The organism is Paenibacillus canaveralius, assembly GCF_047238265.1.
In the GTDB taxonomy this organism is placed as follows: Bacteria; Bacillota; Bacilli; order Paenibacillales; family NBRC-103111; genus Paenibacillus_F.
The window spans coordinates 4,438,183-4,452,619 of record NZ_JBDFMM010000001.1 but is presented as its reverse complement, the minus strand read 5'-3'; the positions used below and the strand labels follow the sequence as shown (position 1 = coordinate 4,452,619).

Sequence of the window (14,437 nt, the reverse complement as noted above, 5' to 3'; positions counted from 1 at the left end):
CGGGCAAGCCGCCCGGCACGGCACACGTACGCACGGCGCACAACGCGCCGCATCCGTGTGAGATCATCGTGCGGTCAGCGCATAGCGTGCTGTTTCCGGGTGCGGTACGCCGTATGGCTCAGCGCGCAGCGCCGCAACCGCGTGCGGTACGCCGCATGGCTCAGCGGGCAGACCGGCTGCCGGGACCGCCCGGAAATCCGCCGTATATGCACGCGGAAATTCGTCCGGTCCGGCATACGGGTCACGCACGCTGCACGGTCGGCACGCGTTTAGCCGCCGGGTCTGCGGGATTTGTGCGGATTGCTGTCCGGTGCCGTAGGGCCTCGGCTGCCGGACCGCCGCAAGTTCCGCCGCACAGTCCGCCTTATACGCGTACAGGGTGCGTCCCTGCGGACTGCTCAGGTCCACCCTTTCCGCCGAGGTGGGAGAAGGGTGGACTTTTGCATGGCGGCGGCCATGTTTTTTTAATAGCTAGAAGGAAGGTGTACCATGAAGCTTTTATTCGTGTTCTACATCCCGAGCGGAGGAATGGAGACGCTGAACCGCCAGCGGGTTATCGCGCTTAAGAAGATCGGCATCTCGTGCAGTCTGCTTTATTTGCACAAAGGGACGGGAATGCAGAATCTGGACGGGGTGCCCGTTTACGTGACGAAAGACGAGAGGGAGATTACGGAGATCGTCAACCGGGAACGGTTCGAGGCGGTTATCATCTCAACGGTGGCCGAACTCATTCTGCCCCTGCGGTCAAGCGGCTACAAGGGCAAAATCATTTACGAGGCCCAGGGGCTGGGGAGCGTGGAGGAAGCGGAGTTTATTCTGAAGCGGATCGCCCCGCTGCTCCTTCTGCACGCCGATGCCGTGCTGTATCCCCGGACTCCGCATCTGATGCGGATTTTCGAGACCTATTACACCCGGATGAAAAGGTTCAGCTTTCATAATTGTATCGACATGGAGAGCTTCCGTTTTGAAAGCCATCCCGTCGCTCCGGTTCCCGTCATCGGCTGGGTGGGGAGGATCGAGCCCAACAAGAACTGGCGGAGTCTTCTGGAGGTCGGACGCTTGTTCCGGATGCGGGGCCGCCGGGTCGAAATCCGTATGTATGTGGACAATACGCTGGGTTCGGAAGAGGAAGAGTTCCGCAAGCTCGTCGCGGACTACCGGTTGTGGTCCTGCTTGACGGTAGTGCCGAATCTTCCCCACCAAGAGATGGCAAGGCAGTATTCCATCATCGGCGATTCCGGCGGCGTGCTGCTCTCCACCTCACGCGTGGAGGGCTTCGGATATGCGGTGCTCGAAGCCATGTGCTGCCGCTGCCCGGTCGTCTCGACGGATTCGGACGGAGTCAGGAGCTTTATCGCGGACCGCGTAACGGGAAGGTTCTATCCCCACGACGACCATGAAGAGGCGTTCCGGCAAATTTCGGAGCTGATGGACAATGTTCCGCTGCGCGAGGAAATCCGCTTCAGAGCATGCCGGCATGCGGCGGAGCAGTTTTCACCCGGCCTGTATGCCGGGCAGTTCTCCCACATGCTGGGCATGCTTGGAATCGGGCTTATGAAGCAGCACGTTTAAAACGCTTGGCGGAATCCGCCAAGCGTTATTTTGTGTAAGCGTGCTGGAGCCGGAACGTGCGGAAGGCGGTCTTCTACCCGAGCAGAAGTTCCTTTAGCTTCGCTGAACGGAACAGCTCGGTCGAGGGCATAGCCGCCTGCGGAAAGAAGCGGTACGCGAGGTCGCTCCGGTCGCCGTTGTAGCAGACGGAATAAGCTCCTTCGGGGGCGCTTCGCAGGGCGGCCGTCAAGACTTGCAGATCCATGTATTCAAAATCACGCTCTTTGTAAGCGATGGCGGCAAATGGGGTCGTGAGATCTTCCAGGCAGGCAAGGACGGCTTCGATCGGCGGCATGCCGGGAAAAAAGCGGGTGCTCAGCAGAGGATCTCTTATCCCGCGAAGAAGACCGGCTGATGCCCCTTCCGGCGTCACATCAACCACGACCGTCTTAAAATTGCTGTAGTATTGGTCCAGAAGACGGTCCAGCTTCTCGGGAAGGCTTTCGGACGCATCGGCCACCGGCACGTAAACGGTCGTTTCCAGAGGAATGCCTTGCCTTTCCCTTGCCTGTTTTTTGGTCAGACGGAAGGCGCGCCGCCAGCGCCGGTGCTGCTCGATAGAACCTTTGAGCTTGGCGGAAATGCTGAAATCCGAGTCGACCCGGTATTCCACGAGCTCTACGGGAATGTACCGCAGGTCGCACAAATGAGATAACCTCAGCCAATATTCGTAATCTTCGACGGGCTCCATGTGATACCCGGCGATTTTCCGGGCGTAGCACGCTTTATACATAAAAGAAACGCCGACAATGCACACGTCGAGAAGCTCTTCTTTCGGCTTATTCTGATACCGCCGGAATTCTTCCTGAAAAGCCTCGTCGCGAAGAGGTTTTCCGTCCGCGTCTATTTCACGGAAACAGCTGTAGATCAGCCCGACTTCCTCGGGCGCATGCGCAAGCTCGTGCCGCAGGAGCTCGATGAAGTAAGGATGGGTGCGGTTGTCGCTCGACACCCAGGTTACGTACCGGATGCCGGGATCTTCAAAAACCCGCTGAAATCCCCGGTTTAGTGAAGCGGATACGCCTAAATTCCGTTCGTTCTCCAAAATTTCCACGCGCTTGTCATGTGCGGTCAACTCCCTGATTTGCGGTCCCATTTGCTCCGATACTCCGTCGATCACGAGGACAAAACGGAAATCCGCATACGTCTGGTTAAGGATAGTTTCGATCGCTTCCTTCAAGTAGGACGGTCTCTGAAGATAGACCGGCATGACAATGCCGACATCACTCATGTATAAGATCCCTTCTTTCCCGGCTGATTGTCCGGACGGACAAGCGTGCCGCCGATGCGCCGGATGTTTATTCCAGTTTATTCCCCCGCATTTGACGGGTGTGGACATTGGCGGGGAAGGCGATTAATTTCCGGATTGTCCATTGCCTTACAGCTTCTCCGGCATAAGCTGACTATAAGAGAATCGAATGGGTAAGGAGGCCCCTATGCCAAACTTTCAAGTGAGTGCTTCGGGCAACCCGAAGCAGGAGCCGTCGCTAGCCGTCAATTTGCTGGACGCCAATTTCATGATCGCAACGGCGACCGATTTTACGCTGGGGCCGCCGCTTACCGGCGTATACCGGTCGCAGAATGCGGGAGTGAACTGGACGAATTCGTTCCTCCCCCTGCCGCCGGGATTTGTCGGAGCGGAGGCCGCCTTTGCGGCTTACGGATTTCCGAATCAGTTTCTGATCGTCGCGCATGTTTTCCCGGGTAATTCCAGCGGTACGATAGCTTGTTACAGGTCCACGGACAACGGGCTAAGCTTCTCGGCACCGACGATTGTCAATCCCGGCTACGGAACGTTCATCAATGACGACTGGACGAAGGTGTTCTATGACAATTCCCAATCAAGTCCGCATCTCGGCAACGCTTATGTGACCTATAACCGGCAGTACAATGTCGATGCGGGGGGCTTTTCGGTGGCGGCCTTTCAGCGGTCCCTGGATGGAGGGGCCACTTGGGAAGCTCCGTTGATTTTATCGAATGTGATGAGGAATACCGAGCGTCCCGATGTAGGTATCGGACTGCGGGGAGACCTCTACTTTGCCTGGATCGACACGACAACCCCCGCAGCCTATTACATCAGACGGTCGCTGGACGGAGGGAAAACATTCGGACCGCCCATTCTGGTCTCCGCCGTATCGGTCGTTCCGCTCGTGCTTCCCGTTCCGGGATACGAGTTCCGTGTCCTGACTTGCTCCAACATTATGGCGGATACCGCCCTTGTGTCCCCCGGACGCGGCAATATTTATGCGGTCTGGCAGGATTACCGGCAGGGCTACGCAGACGTGTTTCTGTCCCGTTCACGGGATCAGGGAACAACGTGGAGCACGCCGGTTCCCATTACGGCGAGTCCGGCGGGCGCCCAGAATTTTTTCCCGGCCATAACGGTATCGCCCAAAACCGGTACGATCACCGTTGTCTATTACACAAACCGGCTTAACGGCTTTGATCTCGATGTGTTTGCGGCTCAATCCCGGGACGGGGGAAGCACGTTCGCCAATTTTCGTGTGACGACGACATCTTTTAACCCGAACGGTGACAGCCCCATCCCGACGCCGCTAATCGGAGATTACATTGATGTCGATACGGTGCCGCCGGACAATTTCTACGCCGTCTGGACCGATACCCGAACAGGCACTCAGACGACATGGGGCGGATTTTAATATTTACTAGAGGAGGCGGTCTTACATGGCGGATTCGCAGGTATCTCCTGCCGGGTCGCTTGCACAGACACCCAGCGTGGCTGCCAATTACTTGACTTCGCTGAATATCGTGGCGGCGGCGACGGATTTTACGACCAGCTCGGCGAGGATAGCCGTCTACCGTTCCGTGGACCAGGGCATTTCTTGGGGGCCTCTTATTCTGCCGCTTCCGGCGGGATATATCGGAGGCGAATCCAACGTCGTCGCGTACGGTTTCCCGGACGTATTCATCGTGGCGTCTCATGTTTTCGATGCGGCCGGCAACGGCTCGATTGCCGTCTATACGTCAACCGACAACGGCTTCAGCTTCGGACCGCCGGTCATTGCGGCTCAAGGGTTTACGACGTTTATCAACAACGTTCAGGTGAATGCGGCGTTTGATAATTCCCAGGCGAGCACGTATCAAGGCAGCGTTTATCTGGTTTATGTTCATCAATACAATACGGACTTTGTGGGCGGCTCCGTTATTTTCTTCCAGCGCTCCTTTGACAATGGTCTGACCTGGCAGCGCCCTGCCCTCGTTTCGCCGGACGCCGACTATGTAACGCGTGGAGACGTGGCCGCCGGATTGACCGGGATAGTCTATGTGGCGTACATTTCGTTAACTCCGTTTACGCGCTTCGAGGTCAGCCGTTCGCTGGATGGCGGGGCTACTTTCCAGACGCCCGTGATCGTTTCGCCCGTCGCGCTGGTCCCCGCCATCCTCCCGGTTACGGGATACGGCTTCGAGGTGCCGACCGGCGCGAATATCGCCGTCGACAATTCGGCTTTGGCCACAAGCGGAACCCTCTATGCGGTCTGGCAGGATAACCGGCAGGGCTATGCGGATGTATTCCTGTCCCGGTCTTTCGATCAGGGATCAACCTGGACGGCTCCGGTTTCGGTTACGTCGGCTCCGGCAGGTACCCAGAACTTTTTCCCTTCCATAGACGTGTCTCCAAAAAGCGGACTGGTCACCATTTTGTACTATTCCAATCAGATTAACGGATTTGATTTGGATACGTATGTAGCCATTTCGGCGGACGGCGGAAACAGCTTCTTCAACCGCAGGGAAAGCACCGTATCCAGCAACCCGAATGCGGGAAGCGCCACGCCGGTTCCGTCGATTGGCAATTACACGACGATAAGCACGATACCGCCTTTCGGGTTTGTCGGCGTATGGACGGACACGAGAACCGGAGTCCAGACCATTTTCTCGGGCAATTAAACGGTATGCAAGCCGGGCGGGAGACACATTCAGAATCCTGAAGCAGGCACACAGGCAAAATTCGGACGGCCCCGGGGTCGTCCAATCTTTTGACGATAAAGAAGAATATACTGCTTGAGAGATTGACAGAGAGGGGGTGAAGAGAATGGCTTTTACAACAGGAATGCTTATTAATACGAGGGATTTCGGTACAGCTTCCGCTAATGCGGCCGTTACCATCGTCAGCGAAGACGCTGTAAATACGGCTCAAATTACGGTTGAAATCTTTTATACGCTGAGCACTGGGGTTGCCAAGACGCCGCTCTTTTTCCAAACGTATTCGGTGCCCCCGAAATTTGTGGATATCCGCACGTTTTTTATCTCCGGTGTTCTGGCTTATGAAGTTCAGATAGCGGTCGTTACCCCTCAGCCGGGGCTTATTGTGGCTTCCGTATTCGGATTGGACAGTTTCAACAATATCGTGCCTGCGCATCGTGTTCTCCAATCCGAGCTGACCCGGATTCCGTCGCTGGGATGACGCCGGTTCGGACTCGAACGCTTGGCACCGGCAGCCGAAAGCCGCAAAAAATAATAACCCTCAAAAGGCCGCTTCCGGAAGAAGGGCCTCTTTTTTACGGGTAAGTTCCGGCACAGACGGTTACAAGGGATCGACTAGCGTCAATTCATTCGTCGTGAAGGTTGCGACAAGAGCCCCCTCGTTTTTGGCGTACATCGTCATCGCGAGAGGATAAGGATTGGTCAGATTCGTGTGAATATAGAGCGTAAAAGGCTGGTTATGGTTATAGGCGGAGGGCAGATGGGCGATCGACCCCATTTGCGGAGCGGGGTCCAGATGATAGAGCCCCAGCAGAAAACGATTCTGGCCTTGATAGCCCTGAATTAGAACGTCGAAATGCCGCTGGGCGATATTTTGAAAAACAAGATCGAAGCATTGGATATAGCGCGAGTCGTAAGGCCCGTACTCATAGGCGTCAAAACGGTATATGGACATGGTCACCTTCCTTCCGTTCCATCCGGCATAGTCCAGTATATGAAATTGCGGCGCAGACGTATGGACACGTACACATTTTGAGCCCGGTGAGGCAAACGACCCGTGAAGGAGGAGAACAGCCGCATATAGTGTAGGGATAAAGGCATGCCGGTGCGGACACGCAGCGTTGTGAGTCTCGCGCAGAAAAGAGGGGACATTCTTGAAAATACTGCTCGCTACCTACTGGCGGTTACCGCATTTGGGCGGAGTATGGCCGCTTATGGTCAAGATGAAGGAAAAGCTGGAGGCGCTCGGCCACGAGGTCGATGTATTCGGCAACAGCGAAGACGAAAGTGTGTTTCATATGCCGTTCAGCGGCCGTGTTTTTCATAAAGAGGCGGTAAGACCTTTTCTGGAAAAGAAAATAAGCCCCGAACTGTATCCGGTCCTTCACTCCAGCTCTTGGCTGTCGCATTTTGAAATGAATACCTTGTGCATGGAGCTGGCCGCCGCCTATTTCGGGCTGGAGCAGTACGACGTGATTCATACGCAGGATGTCTTGTCCACGCGTTCATTCCGGCGGGTCAAATCTCCGCGGACGGGACTCGTCGCCAGCCTGCACGGGTCGGTAGCTCACGAGATCAAGCTGCATCTGATGGAAAATAACGTGAATCTGGGAGAATCCGTCATCTGGCGGTTCCAGTCCGCTATCGAGCATCTCGGCGCCACGAGCAGCGATATTACGATCGCCTCTTCCCAGTGGCTGAAACGGCTGCTGACCACGGAGTACTCCGTTCCCGAGCATCAGGTCGAGGTGTTCCAGTACGGATACGCTACGGACGATTTCTATGCGCAGATGTCAAGCTCAGCCACCCCGATCTATAAGCCTCCGGGCAAAAAGGCCATTATTTTCACCGGCCGGCTCATTCCGATCAAAGGCGTATCCCTGCTCATCGAGGCGGTCGGCCTGCTGCGGACGGTGCGGGACGATTTCGTCTGCTGGATCGTGGGAGAAGGGGACCTGGCGGCGGAGCTTAACCGGCAGTGCACGGAGCTCGGGCTGCTGGATACGGTCCAGTTTCTGGGCAGGCGGAGCGACGTGCCCTACCTGCTTGCCCAGTCCGATATCTTCGTACAGCCAAGCTATGTGGACAATCAGCCTTTGTCGCTGATAGAAGCGCAGCTTGCGGGGAAGCCGTCCGTAGTCAGCGACGCCACGGGCGTGCCCGAGATGGTTGAGCACGGCCGTACGGGTCTTATCTTCCCGTCGGGCAACAGCCAGCAGCTGTTTACCCACTTGTACACGCTGCTGGAGAATACCTCCATGCGGGAAGCGATGGGCAGAGAGGCGGGACAGTGGGGGGCCGTCCACTGGTCCATGGATCTGATGATTCAGCGGCTTCTCGATGTGTACGGCAGGGCGATCGTCAAAGCCGCTCAATCCTGATTTTCCCTGCGGGGACAGAAAGGAGAAGGAACATGAGTGAAAAAGTGTATGTGATGGGCGACCTGTACAATTCGCTTTTTTCCGTGCAGGTGTCCAACCCGGATTATCTCGTCGATTACAAGCTGTGGAACCAGATCAGAGCGGGGCTCCCGGACAACTACCGGATGCCGGACCCGGTAATCCAGCATATTTTGAACAGCCACCCGAACGGGTAAGCGCCGTTCCGCAGAAAACCGGTACGGCCGGCGCGTCCATGAAAGGAGGAAATGCATGAGACTCGTGTTTCCCATCCTCACGTTGAATTTCGGCGGAGCCCAGCGGATGCTGGCGGAAATTACGAACGGACTGGCGGACCGCGGTTACGACGTCACCATCGTGATGCCCGCTCATGCCGAAGTGAAGTTCGATATCCGGGCCCGGATTGTCCGGGGCCGTCACAGTATTACGCTGGACGCGGATGATATCCCTCCGGGAGACGTGGTGATCTCCAACTTCTACACGACCGTGCCCGCTTGTGTGGAAGCGAGCGAGCGGGACCGGAGTGTTCATGCCCGGTTCAGTCTTTGTTACGAGCCGACTTTTTTGCCGGACGATCATATCACGTTCCCCACTTATCATTCCACGCCGCATCTTATCGTATTGTCCGAATGGCAGCAAAAGCTGATCGAACTCAATCACGGCATTCGCGGACATATCGTCCCGATCGGACTCGGACCGTTTATGCAAAATCTGAATCTACGGGATTCCACCCCGCCCGCAGTCAAAATTTCCGCCGTCGTCCGCAACTCGGAAGGGGGAATCGCCTGGCACCGCGATCAGGATTACCTGGTCAGCCAGCTTGCGTTCGTCAAACACCATTATCCGGATACGGAGATCAATCTGATCTGTCCGCCCGACGAATTCCACACCGCACCGAGTCTGCAGCGTCTTCGCGATACGGGAAGCTTTCAGTTCTGTCTGCCCAATAACGACGAGGAACTGCGCTACCTCTACAATAAAACCGACATTTACGTCAGTTCCTCGCTTTACGATTCGGGTTCGCTGCCCGGTCTGGAGGCCATGAGATGCGGGGCGGCGCTCGTCACGACCTATTCGGGCGGAAATGCGGATTACGCGAGGCACGAGTACAACTGCCTTCTTTCGTACCGGTATCAGAACCGGCTGGCGGCGGACGTCGTCCGGCTGATCCACGATAAGGAGCTCCGGGCCCGTCTCGCTCTTCAGGGCCAGTACGATTCGTATCAATGGCCGTGGGCCAGAAGTGTGGACGCGTTCGCCCAAGCTATTCACGATATATGGAACAGCCGCTGATCTTTTTGTGCAAAAGCAAGCCCCGGTATTCCGGATTTTCCGGAATAGACCGGGGCTTGCTGTTTGGGGCGCGGGCATGACAGCGTCCCGTACGGCTTAGGCCAGGAAAGCGGCGCAGGTTTCCCGCAAGCCGTCGGCGACGCGGTACCGGGGGCTCCAGCCCAGCGCTTCCCGTGCCCGGCCGTTGTCCAGGCAGCTGTGGCGGATATCGCCGGGCCGGGCTTCGGCGAACACGACCGGAACGTCCGCCGCCCGGGCTTCGCGGATGAGCTCGGCGAGCTGCCGGATGGACGTGCTCCGGCCCGTGCTGACGTGGTAAAGCCCGCAGCCCGTCGATGCGGCCGCCGCCAGGTTCGCCTCCACGACGTCCCGGACGTAGACGAAATCCCGCGTCTGCCCGCCGTCTCCGTGGATCGTAATGGGCTGCCCCCGGCGCAGCTGCTGCAGGAACACGGCCACTACGCCGCCCTCCCCCTTCGGCGTCTGTCTCGGGCCGTACACGTTTCCGTAACGGAGAATCGTGTACGGCAGCCCGTACAGCTTGTGAAAAATCCGGATATATCCTTCCGCCGCCAACTTGGACTGACCGTAGTACGAAATGGGAGCGGCCGGTATATCCTCCGTTAATTTTTCGTGCACGCTGTCGCCGTACACTCCGGACGTCGAAGCGAAGACGAACCGCCGCACAGCCGACTTCCGGCAAGCTTCAAGCAGCGACACGGTTCCGGTGATATTGACCTGCGCATCGAAAGAGGGATCGGCTATAGACCGCTGAACGTCTGCTTGAGCGGCCAGATGGAACACCACATCGGGCCGAATCCGTTCGACAAGCTCGTGAAGCTCCGGGCTGTTGATATCCAGGACATGAAGAACTGCCTGGCCGGGCACCCATTCGGCCTTTCCGCTCGACAAGTTGTCGAGCACGTGGACTTCGTGGCCCCCGTCCGCGAGCGTTTGCGCCAAGTGAGAGCCGATAAATCCCGCCCCTCCGGTGATTAAGGCTTTCATAACGCACCTCTTTTCTCTGTGCTTGTATCCTTCATATGGTATGAAAACGGCGGGGCGAAGGTCCGGGCGCAAGCGGATGAAACGGCGGGTCCGGCCGGTTTCCGCCGCCTTTTTTGAAGGATAAAGGCCGCTCTCCATGTCAATCCGGTTATCCCGTCCATATGATGGAAGAAGATGCTTGTTCTCCGCGCAAAAGATGCGGGCTGCAGAGATGCCGTTTAAGAAGGATACAGAGGCGAAACGGGGGGAAGGTTCTTGAAAATACTGCTTGCGACCTATTGGCCGGTTCCGCATGTCGGCGGGGTATGGCCGTTTATGCTCCAGCTCAAACACCGCCTGGAAAACTGGGGGCATCAGGTCGATTTAATGGGAAACGGACCGGACGAACCCAAATATTACATCTACGGAACCGGACAAAAGGTGATGAAAGACGACCTGATGCACATGCTTCAGGCCAAATTAAACCGGGGCGCGCTGCCGCTCCTTCATCAGGACCCGCTCGTGTACCGCGTGGAAATGGACCGCTATTGCATGGAACTGGCAGCCGCTTCGTTCGGACTTCAGCAGTACGACGTTATCCATGCCCAGGACGTGATCGCCTCCATCGCGTTAAACCGGGTAAGGCCGCCAAGCACCGGACTGGTGGCGAGCATTCACGGCTCTCTGGCAAGGGAAATTAAAATATTGCTGGATGAGGACGGCAGACTCGATTCCGAGACGCTGCGGCCCCTTGCGCATCTGTATTACCGGACGCTTGAATATCACGGCGCCATGGCGGCAGAGAAGGCGGTAACGGCCTCCTACTGGCTGAAAAACGTCCTGTCCCGGGATTACGGCGTGCCCGCCGGGCATATCGACGTATCGCCTTACGGTTTCGATATGGAGCCGTTCGCGCGCAAGCTCGCCGCCGGAACCCCTCTGGCCCGTCCGGAAGGAAAAAAGCTGATCGTGTGCCCGGCGCGTCTGGAAACGATCAAGGGTATTCACTTTCTTATCGAGGCCCTGGCCAAATTGAAACAAAAACGCAGCGACTGGGTCTGCTGGCTGGTCGGCGACGGTGACAAACGCGAGGAGCTTATCGCTCAGGTTCACGCTTTCGGCCTTGAGGGTGACGTCTCGTTCCTCGGCCACCGGGAAGACGTGCCGGCTATCCTGGTGCTCTCGGATATTTTCGTTCACCCGAGCGTACAGGATAACCAGCCCTTTGCCGTCATGGAAGCGCAGGCGGCGGGCAAGCCGGCCGTCGTGTCCAATGCGGGCGGGCTGCCGGAGATGGTCGCGCACGGAGAGACGGGGTTTGTTTCGGGCGTAGGTGACACCGGCACGCTGGCTTTTCACCTGGAGCTGCTGCTTGCCGACGACAGCCTCCGGCTGAGGCTTGGCGAAGCCGCCCGTGTTTCGGGCCGTGAACGCTGGTCCCTGGACCGGATGACCGAGCATTTCATGAGAGCTTATCTGGCGGCCGGACGCAGCCGGGGACGATTTTAACCGATGCGGATGACCGCCTCTAAACCTTACGTTAGACGTGAGGTTTTTTTGTTTCGGACGAAGCGCCGGCGGACGCAAAAAAAGCAGACAGGATGTTGCCCTGTCTGCCTTTGCCGCAAAGATCCCCTTACGGAGCGATAACGAATGCCCCGAAGTGAACGGGCCCGCGAATCGATATGCTGCCCAGTCCGCGGACGGCAACGGTCAGGAAATAAGGCTGCGAGCCGGCCGGAACGACCGCGGCTGAAATCGAGTGCTGGAAGGAAACCGTCATGATGTTGTCCGTGATAGTCGTCAGGACACCGGTCCCGATCAGAGCGGAATCGTCCGTTTCATAAATGACGGTTCCTGTCGGGCTGCCCACGCGGATTCTGACCTGCAGAACCGGAAGCAGCGGAGTGAGCAGAAGAAGATCCGGCTGCCAGCCGATCGTTCCCTCAAAACGGAGGATGTTAGTCGTTGCCGCAGGCGACAGGTTGATTGTGGCGACTTCGAGCTCAACGCCGCCGAGCAGCGGATTTGTCACCGGAAAAGGGAGGGAGCCTCCGCCTATGAGAGCATCATTTGTCTGATAGTCCAAAATGGTAGCCATGGTATGTCATTCCCTTCTGGAAAAATTATTCTTACAAGATTAGTAAATTCAAGAACGGACCGTTTCGATACGGACAAGTAGCAGGGGAGAAACAACCATTTCGTCAAACCTCAATCTTCTTCCAGAACAAATCCCTCGAAAAGAATAGGCCCCTCGATCAGCGCTTTGCCCCCGGGCGAACGCACCGTCAAGTAGTACACGGCGATTTCCGCCGAGCCTCCCTCGTCCTCTCCCTCCATCTTGGCCGTTCCTCCGCGGAAGCGTGAATCTTCGCTGCTCTCGACGACGGGTCCGCCCGGGTGGTCGCGCCGTATTTTGAGTTCCAGCTCTCCGATGTCGTAAGTGACGGGATTGGTCCAGGCTACGCTTACTTTAAAGGCAATCCGGATGCCCGGCGTTATTCCGTATAAATAAAGGGGACACAGAAACACTTCCTGATCGCTTGCCTGAAGGGGCAGCGCGTGCGTGTGCCGGTCTATCTCCACCTTCTGATAGTACTTGTACATACCTTCACCTCCGTGTTCCGGATGCTCCCGTTTCGCATCCTTTCTAACAGAGTATGGCCGGGGCACATCGCCGGACTGGATGTGCGCGTCCATTTTTCCGGGCAAGGACGGGGGTCCACGCTGAATGTCCCTTTCTCGCATTGTATACAAGAGGATGCCAAAGGAGGGAGTACGATGCGTTTACAAGATTTGGCGGGCGGCTACGACGCCGTCTTCAGCCTTGGACAAAACTGCCTGCCGGCGATTCAGATGGAGAAGCACGGCCTGCGTTCATCCGCGGGAGTGCTGGATTGGATGATGTCGGATTCGCTCTCGGACGTGAACCGGCTGCTCGGCAGACGGTTTGATGGATTCATGGAGCTTGCCAATATGAGCGTGGTGGAGCCGGTTACCCTTCAGCCTAACTATCAAGTGAAGGATTCCGCTTACGGCGTAATATCGGTACACGATTTTCCGGTAAACCGGAATTCGCCGGAACAGCTTTTCACCTACGGAGAATTCAAGGAGAAACTGAACCGCCGGATTAACCGGTTTTTAAAAAAATTAAGCGAGGAACAGCGGATCCTGTTCATTCGCATGCACGGAACATATGAAGAGACCGCCGAGCTGGAGCAGGTGCTGAACGGGCTGGTCACGCACGAATACAAGATCCTGCTCGTGGAATATGATCAGGTTCCGGGACTCGTCGAATTAGAATGGCCGCTCCCGCATACGTGCGCCGTCCAGGTGCCCTATGCCGACATCTGGAATTTTAACAGCGACCGCTGGTGGGATACGTTCTTTGCGGATATCACTCTGAAATAAGGCTCGTGGGAAGGGAGACGGAGCATTCATGGACTTAAGCGGAATAGCCGGAAAGTACGATATGATTTACAGCCTGGGAGAAAACTGCACTCCCTCCATACAGTTGAAAAGAATGAACCTGCGTTCGTTTTCAGGCGTGTTCGACTGGATGATCTCGGAATTGGAAGATATAAACGGAGTACTGGACAGAAGATTTCAAGGTTTTATGGAGCTCCCCAATCTGAAAGCGATCGGGGTCGATTATGCAGGTGGAAATTTTTTGGTTAAAGATCGAAAATCCCGGATCATTTCAGCTCATGACTTTCCGCAAAAACATAATCATATTTTCCATTTCGCTTCCTACCCGGAATTCAGGAGCAGGCTTGACCGCCGCATCTACCGGACCCTGCATTATCTGACGTACGGCCAACGGCTGCTGTTTGTCCGCACGAGCGCGTCTTACGAGGAGGCGCGGGAACTGGAGCGGGTGCTGAACGGGCTGGTGAAACAGGACTACCGGGTGCTGATCATCAACCACAGCAACGCGGACGGCATTACCGACCTGAATTGGCCCCTGCCCCGAACGTGCGCGGTCGGCTGCTACAGCATCAACCCGGACTGCTGGGATAAGCTTTTCAAAGACGTCAGCCTGAGCTGAACCGGGGCGGATTTTGAAAAAAGACGGGCCGTACTCCGGCTGTGTGCCTGCAAGCCGTTGTCGGCCGCAAGGCGGGTTCGCGCTATTTTCGCAGGGTGTGATGCCGCTTCTCCGGAGAAAAAGACAGCCCTTTTTTTGCGTGTCTCCACATCAGCCC

Annotated in this window: 16 protein-coding genes; 10 read left to right on the top strand and 6 right to left on the bottom strand. The window is 56.7% G+C overall.

From position 1 onward, the window contains the following. Positions 1 to 63: 63 nt before the first annotated feature. Positions 64 to 408, bottom strand: coding sequence for a hypothetical protein (locus ABC395_RS20085; RefSeq protein WP_413005668.1), 345 nt, complete (start codon positions 406 to 408; stop codon positions 64 to 66). Positions 409 to 489: 81 nt separating this feature from the next. Here ABC395_RS20085 and ABC395_RS20080 point away from each other — a divergent pair, with 81 nt between their 5' ends. Next, positions 490 to 1,572 (top strand): glycosyltransferase family 4 protein, encoded by a 1,083-nt coding sequence (locus tag ABC395_RS20080; RefSeq protein WP_413005667.1) that lies wholly within the window; start codon positions 490 to 492, stop codon positions 1,570 to 1,572. A 73-nt stretch (positions 1,573 to 1,645) separates the two neighbouring features. Here the strand turns inward: ABC395_RS20080 and ABC395_RS20075 are convergent, their stop codons facing one another. Continuing rightward, positions 1,646 to 2,842 (bottom strand): glycosyltransferase family 2 protein, encoded by a 1,197-nt coding sequence (locus tag ABC395_RS20075; RefSeq protein ID WP_413005666.1) that lies wholly within the window; start codon positions 2,840 to 2,842, stop codon positions 1,646 to 1,648. A 205-nt stretch (positions 2,843 to 3,047) separates the two neighbouring features. Between ABC395_RS20075 and ABC395_RS20070 the strand changes: the two genes are divergently transcribed. From ABC395_RS20070 to ABC395_RS20060, 3 genes are all read left to right on the top strand, one after another. Continuing rightward, the gene (locus ABC395_RS20070) at positions 3,048 to 4,271 is read left to right on the top strand and encodes an exo-alpha-sialidase (RefSeq protein ID WP_413005665.1); all 1,224 of its coding nucleotides are present in this window, start codon (positions 3,048 to 3,050) and stop codon (positions 4,269 to 4,271) included. Between the two features lie 25 nt (positions 4,272 to 4,296). Further along, the gene (locus ABC395_RS20065) at positions 4,297 to 5,517 is read left to right on the top strand and encodes a sialidase family protein (RefSeq protein ID WP_413005664.1); all 1,221 of its coding nucleotides are present in this window, start codon (positions 4,297 to 4,299) and stop codon (positions 5,515 to 5,517) included. Positions 5,518 to 5,662: 145 nt separating this feature from the next. Beyond that, a complete protein-coding gene (locus ABC395_RS20060) occupies positions 5,663 to 6,034 on the top strand; it encodes a hypothetical protein (protein ID WP_413005663.1) in 372 nt (123 codons plus the stop codon). Between the two features lie 120 nt (positions 6,035 to 6,154). Here the strand turns inward: ABC395_RS20060 and ABC395_RS20055 are convergent, their stop codons facing one another. Further along, positions 6,155 to 6,508 carry a hypothetical protein gene (locus tag ABC395_RS20055; protein WP_413005662.1) on the bottom strand — a complete coding sequence of 118 codons (354 nt, stop codon included), beginning with the start codon at positions 6,506 to 6,508 and terminating at the stop codon, positions 6,155 to 6,157. A gap of 199 nt (positions 6,509 to 6,707) precedes the next feature. On the opposite strand from ABC395_RS20055, the gene ABC395_RS20050 reads away from it, so the two are divergent. The 3 genes from ABC395_RS20050 to ABC395_RS20040 are packed head-to-tail and all read left to right on the top strand — an operon-like array spanning position 6,708 to position 9,245. Continuing rightward, positions 6,708 to 7,934, top strand: coding sequence for a glycosyltransferase family 4 protein (locus ABC395_RS20050; RefSeq protein ID WP_413005661.1), 1,227 nt, complete (start codon positions 6,708 to 6,710; stop codon positions 7,932 to 7,934). Positions 7,935 to 7,966: 32 nt separating this feature from the next. Next, a complete protein-coding gene (locus ABC395_RS20045) occupies positions 7,967 to 8,149 on the top strand; it encodes a hypothetical protein (protein ID WP_103995786.1) in 183 nt (60 codons plus the stop codon). Positions 8,150 to 8,204: 55 nt separating this feature from the next. Then, entirely contained in the window at positions 8,205 to 9,245 is a 1,041-nt protein-coding gene (locus tag ABC395_RS20040; protein ID WP_413005660.1) for a glycosyltransferase family 4 protein, read from the top strand. 96 nt (positions 9,246 to 9,341) lie between these two features. Here the strand turns inward: ABC395_RS20040 and ABC395_RS20035 are convergent, their stop codons facing one another. Continuing rightward, positions 9,342 to 10,253 carry an NAD-dependent epimerase/dehydratase family protein gene (locus ABC395_RS20035; protein ID WP_413005659.1) on the bottom strand — a complete coding sequence of 304 codons (912 nt, stop codon included), beginning with the start codon at positions 10,251 to 10,253 and terminating at the stop codon, positions 9,342 to 9,344. 255 nt (positions 10,254 to 10,508) lie between these two features. On the opposite strand from ABC395_RS20035, the gene ABC395_RS20030 reads away from it, so the two are divergent. Then, positions 10,509 to 11,741 (top strand): glycosyltransferase family 4 protein, encoded by a 1,233-nt coding sequence (locus ABC395_RS20030; RefSeq protein WP_413005658.1) that lies wholly within the window; start codon positions 10,509 to 10,511, stop codon positions 11,739 to 11,741. A gap of 127 nt (positions 11,742 to 11,868) precedes the next feature. Here ABC395_RS20030 and ABC395_RS20025 read toward each other — a convergent pair whose 3' ends face one another. Both ABC395_RS20025 and ABC395_RS20020 read right to left on the bottom strand, forming a co-directional pair. Beyond that, positions 11,869 to 12,333 carry a hypothetical protein gene (locus tag ABC395_RS20025; RefSeq protein ID WP_413005657.1) on the bottom strand — a complete coding sequence of 155 codons (465 nt, stop codon included), beginning with the start codon at positions 12,331 to 12,333 and terminating at the stop codon, positions 11,869 to 11,871. 110 nt (positions 12,334 to 12,443) lie between these two features. Further along, positions 12,444 to 12,839, bottom strand: coding sequence for a hypothetical protein (locus ABC395_RS20020; protein WP_413005656.1), 396 nt, complete (start codon positions 12,837 to 12,839; stop codon positions 12,444 to 12,446). 174 nt (positions 12,840 to 13,013) lie between these two features. On the opposite strand from ABC395_RS20020, the gene ABC395_RS20015 reads away from it, so the two are divergent. Together ABC395_RS20015 and ABC395_RS20010 are read left to right on the top strand one after the other, a co-directional pair. Beyond that, positions 13,014 to 13,643 (top strand): DUF1796 family putative cysteine peptidase, encoded by a 630-nt coding sequence (locus tag ABC395_RS20015; protein WP_413005655.1) that lies wholly within the window; start codon positions 13,014 to 13,016, stop codon positions 13,641 to 13,643. A 28-nt stretch (positions 13,644 to 13,671) separates the two neighbouring features. After that, a complete protein-coding gene (locus ABC395_RS20010; protein WP_413005654.1) occupies positions 13,672 to 14,280 on the top strand; it encodes a DUF1796 family putative cysteine peptidase in 609 nt (202 codons plus the stop codon). The last annotated feature ends 157 nt before the right edge of the window (positions 14,281 to 14,437 follow it).

What these genes read in the sequence shown, in the direction of transcription:
- ABC395_RS20045 (WP_103995786.1), top strand. Translation starts at nt 7,967, where the DNA reads ATGAGTGAAAAAGTGTATGTGATGGGCGACCTGTACAATTCGCTTTTT.
- ABC395_RS20075 (WP_413005666.1), bottom strand. Translation starts at nt 2,842, where the DNA reads ATGAGTGATGTCGGCATTGTCATGCCGGTCTATCTTCAGAGACCGTCC.
- ABC395_RS20060 (WP_413005663.1), top strand. Translation starts at nt 5,663, where the DNA reads ATGGCTTTTACAACAGGAATGCTTATTAATACGAGGGATTTCGGTACA.
- ABC395_RS20055 (WP_413005662.1), bottom strand. Translation starts at nt 6,508, where the DNA reads ATGTCCATATACCGTTTTGACGCCTATGAGTACGGGCCTTACGACTCG.
- ABC395_RS20065 (WP_413005664.1), top strand. Translation starts at nt 4,297, where the DNA reads ATGGCGGATTCGCAGGTATCTCCTGCCGGGTCGCTTGCACAGACACCC.
- ABC395_RS20025 (WP_413005657.1), bottom strand. Translation starts at nt 12,333, where the DNA reads ATGGCTACCATTTTGGACTATCAGACAAATGATGCTCTCATAGGCGGA.
- ABC395_RS20070 (WP_413005665.1), top strand. Translation starts at nt 3,048, where the DNA reads ATGCCAAACTTTCAAGTGAGTGCTTCGGGCAACCCGAAGCAGGAGCCG.
- ABC395_RS20020 (WP_413005656.1), bottom strand. Translation starts at nt 12,839, where the DNA reads ATGTACAAGTACTATCAGAAGGTGGAGATAGACCGGCACACGCACGCG.
- ABC395_RS20080 (WP_413005667.1), top strand. Translation starts at nt 490, where the DNA reads ATGAAGCTTTTATTCGTGTTCTACATCCCGAGCGGAGGAATGGAGACG.
- ABC395_RS20040 (WP_413005660.1), top strand. Translation starts at nt 8,205, where the DNA reads ATGAGACTCGTGTTTCCCATCCTCACGTTGAATTTCGGCGGAGCCCAG.
- ABC395_RS20010 (WP_413005654.1), top strand. Translation starts at nt 13,672, where the DNA reads ATGGACTTAAGCGGAATAGCCGGAAAGTACGATATGATTTACAGCCTG.
- ABC395_RS20015 (WP_413005655.1), top strand. Translation starts at nt 13,014, where the DNA reads ATGCGTTTACAAGATTTGGCGGGCGGCTACGACGCCGTCTTCAGCCTT.
- ABC395_RS20035 (WP_413005659.1), bottom strand. Translation starts at nt 10,253, where the DNA reads ATGAAAGCCTTAATCACCGGAGGGGCGGGATTTATCGGCTCTCACTTG.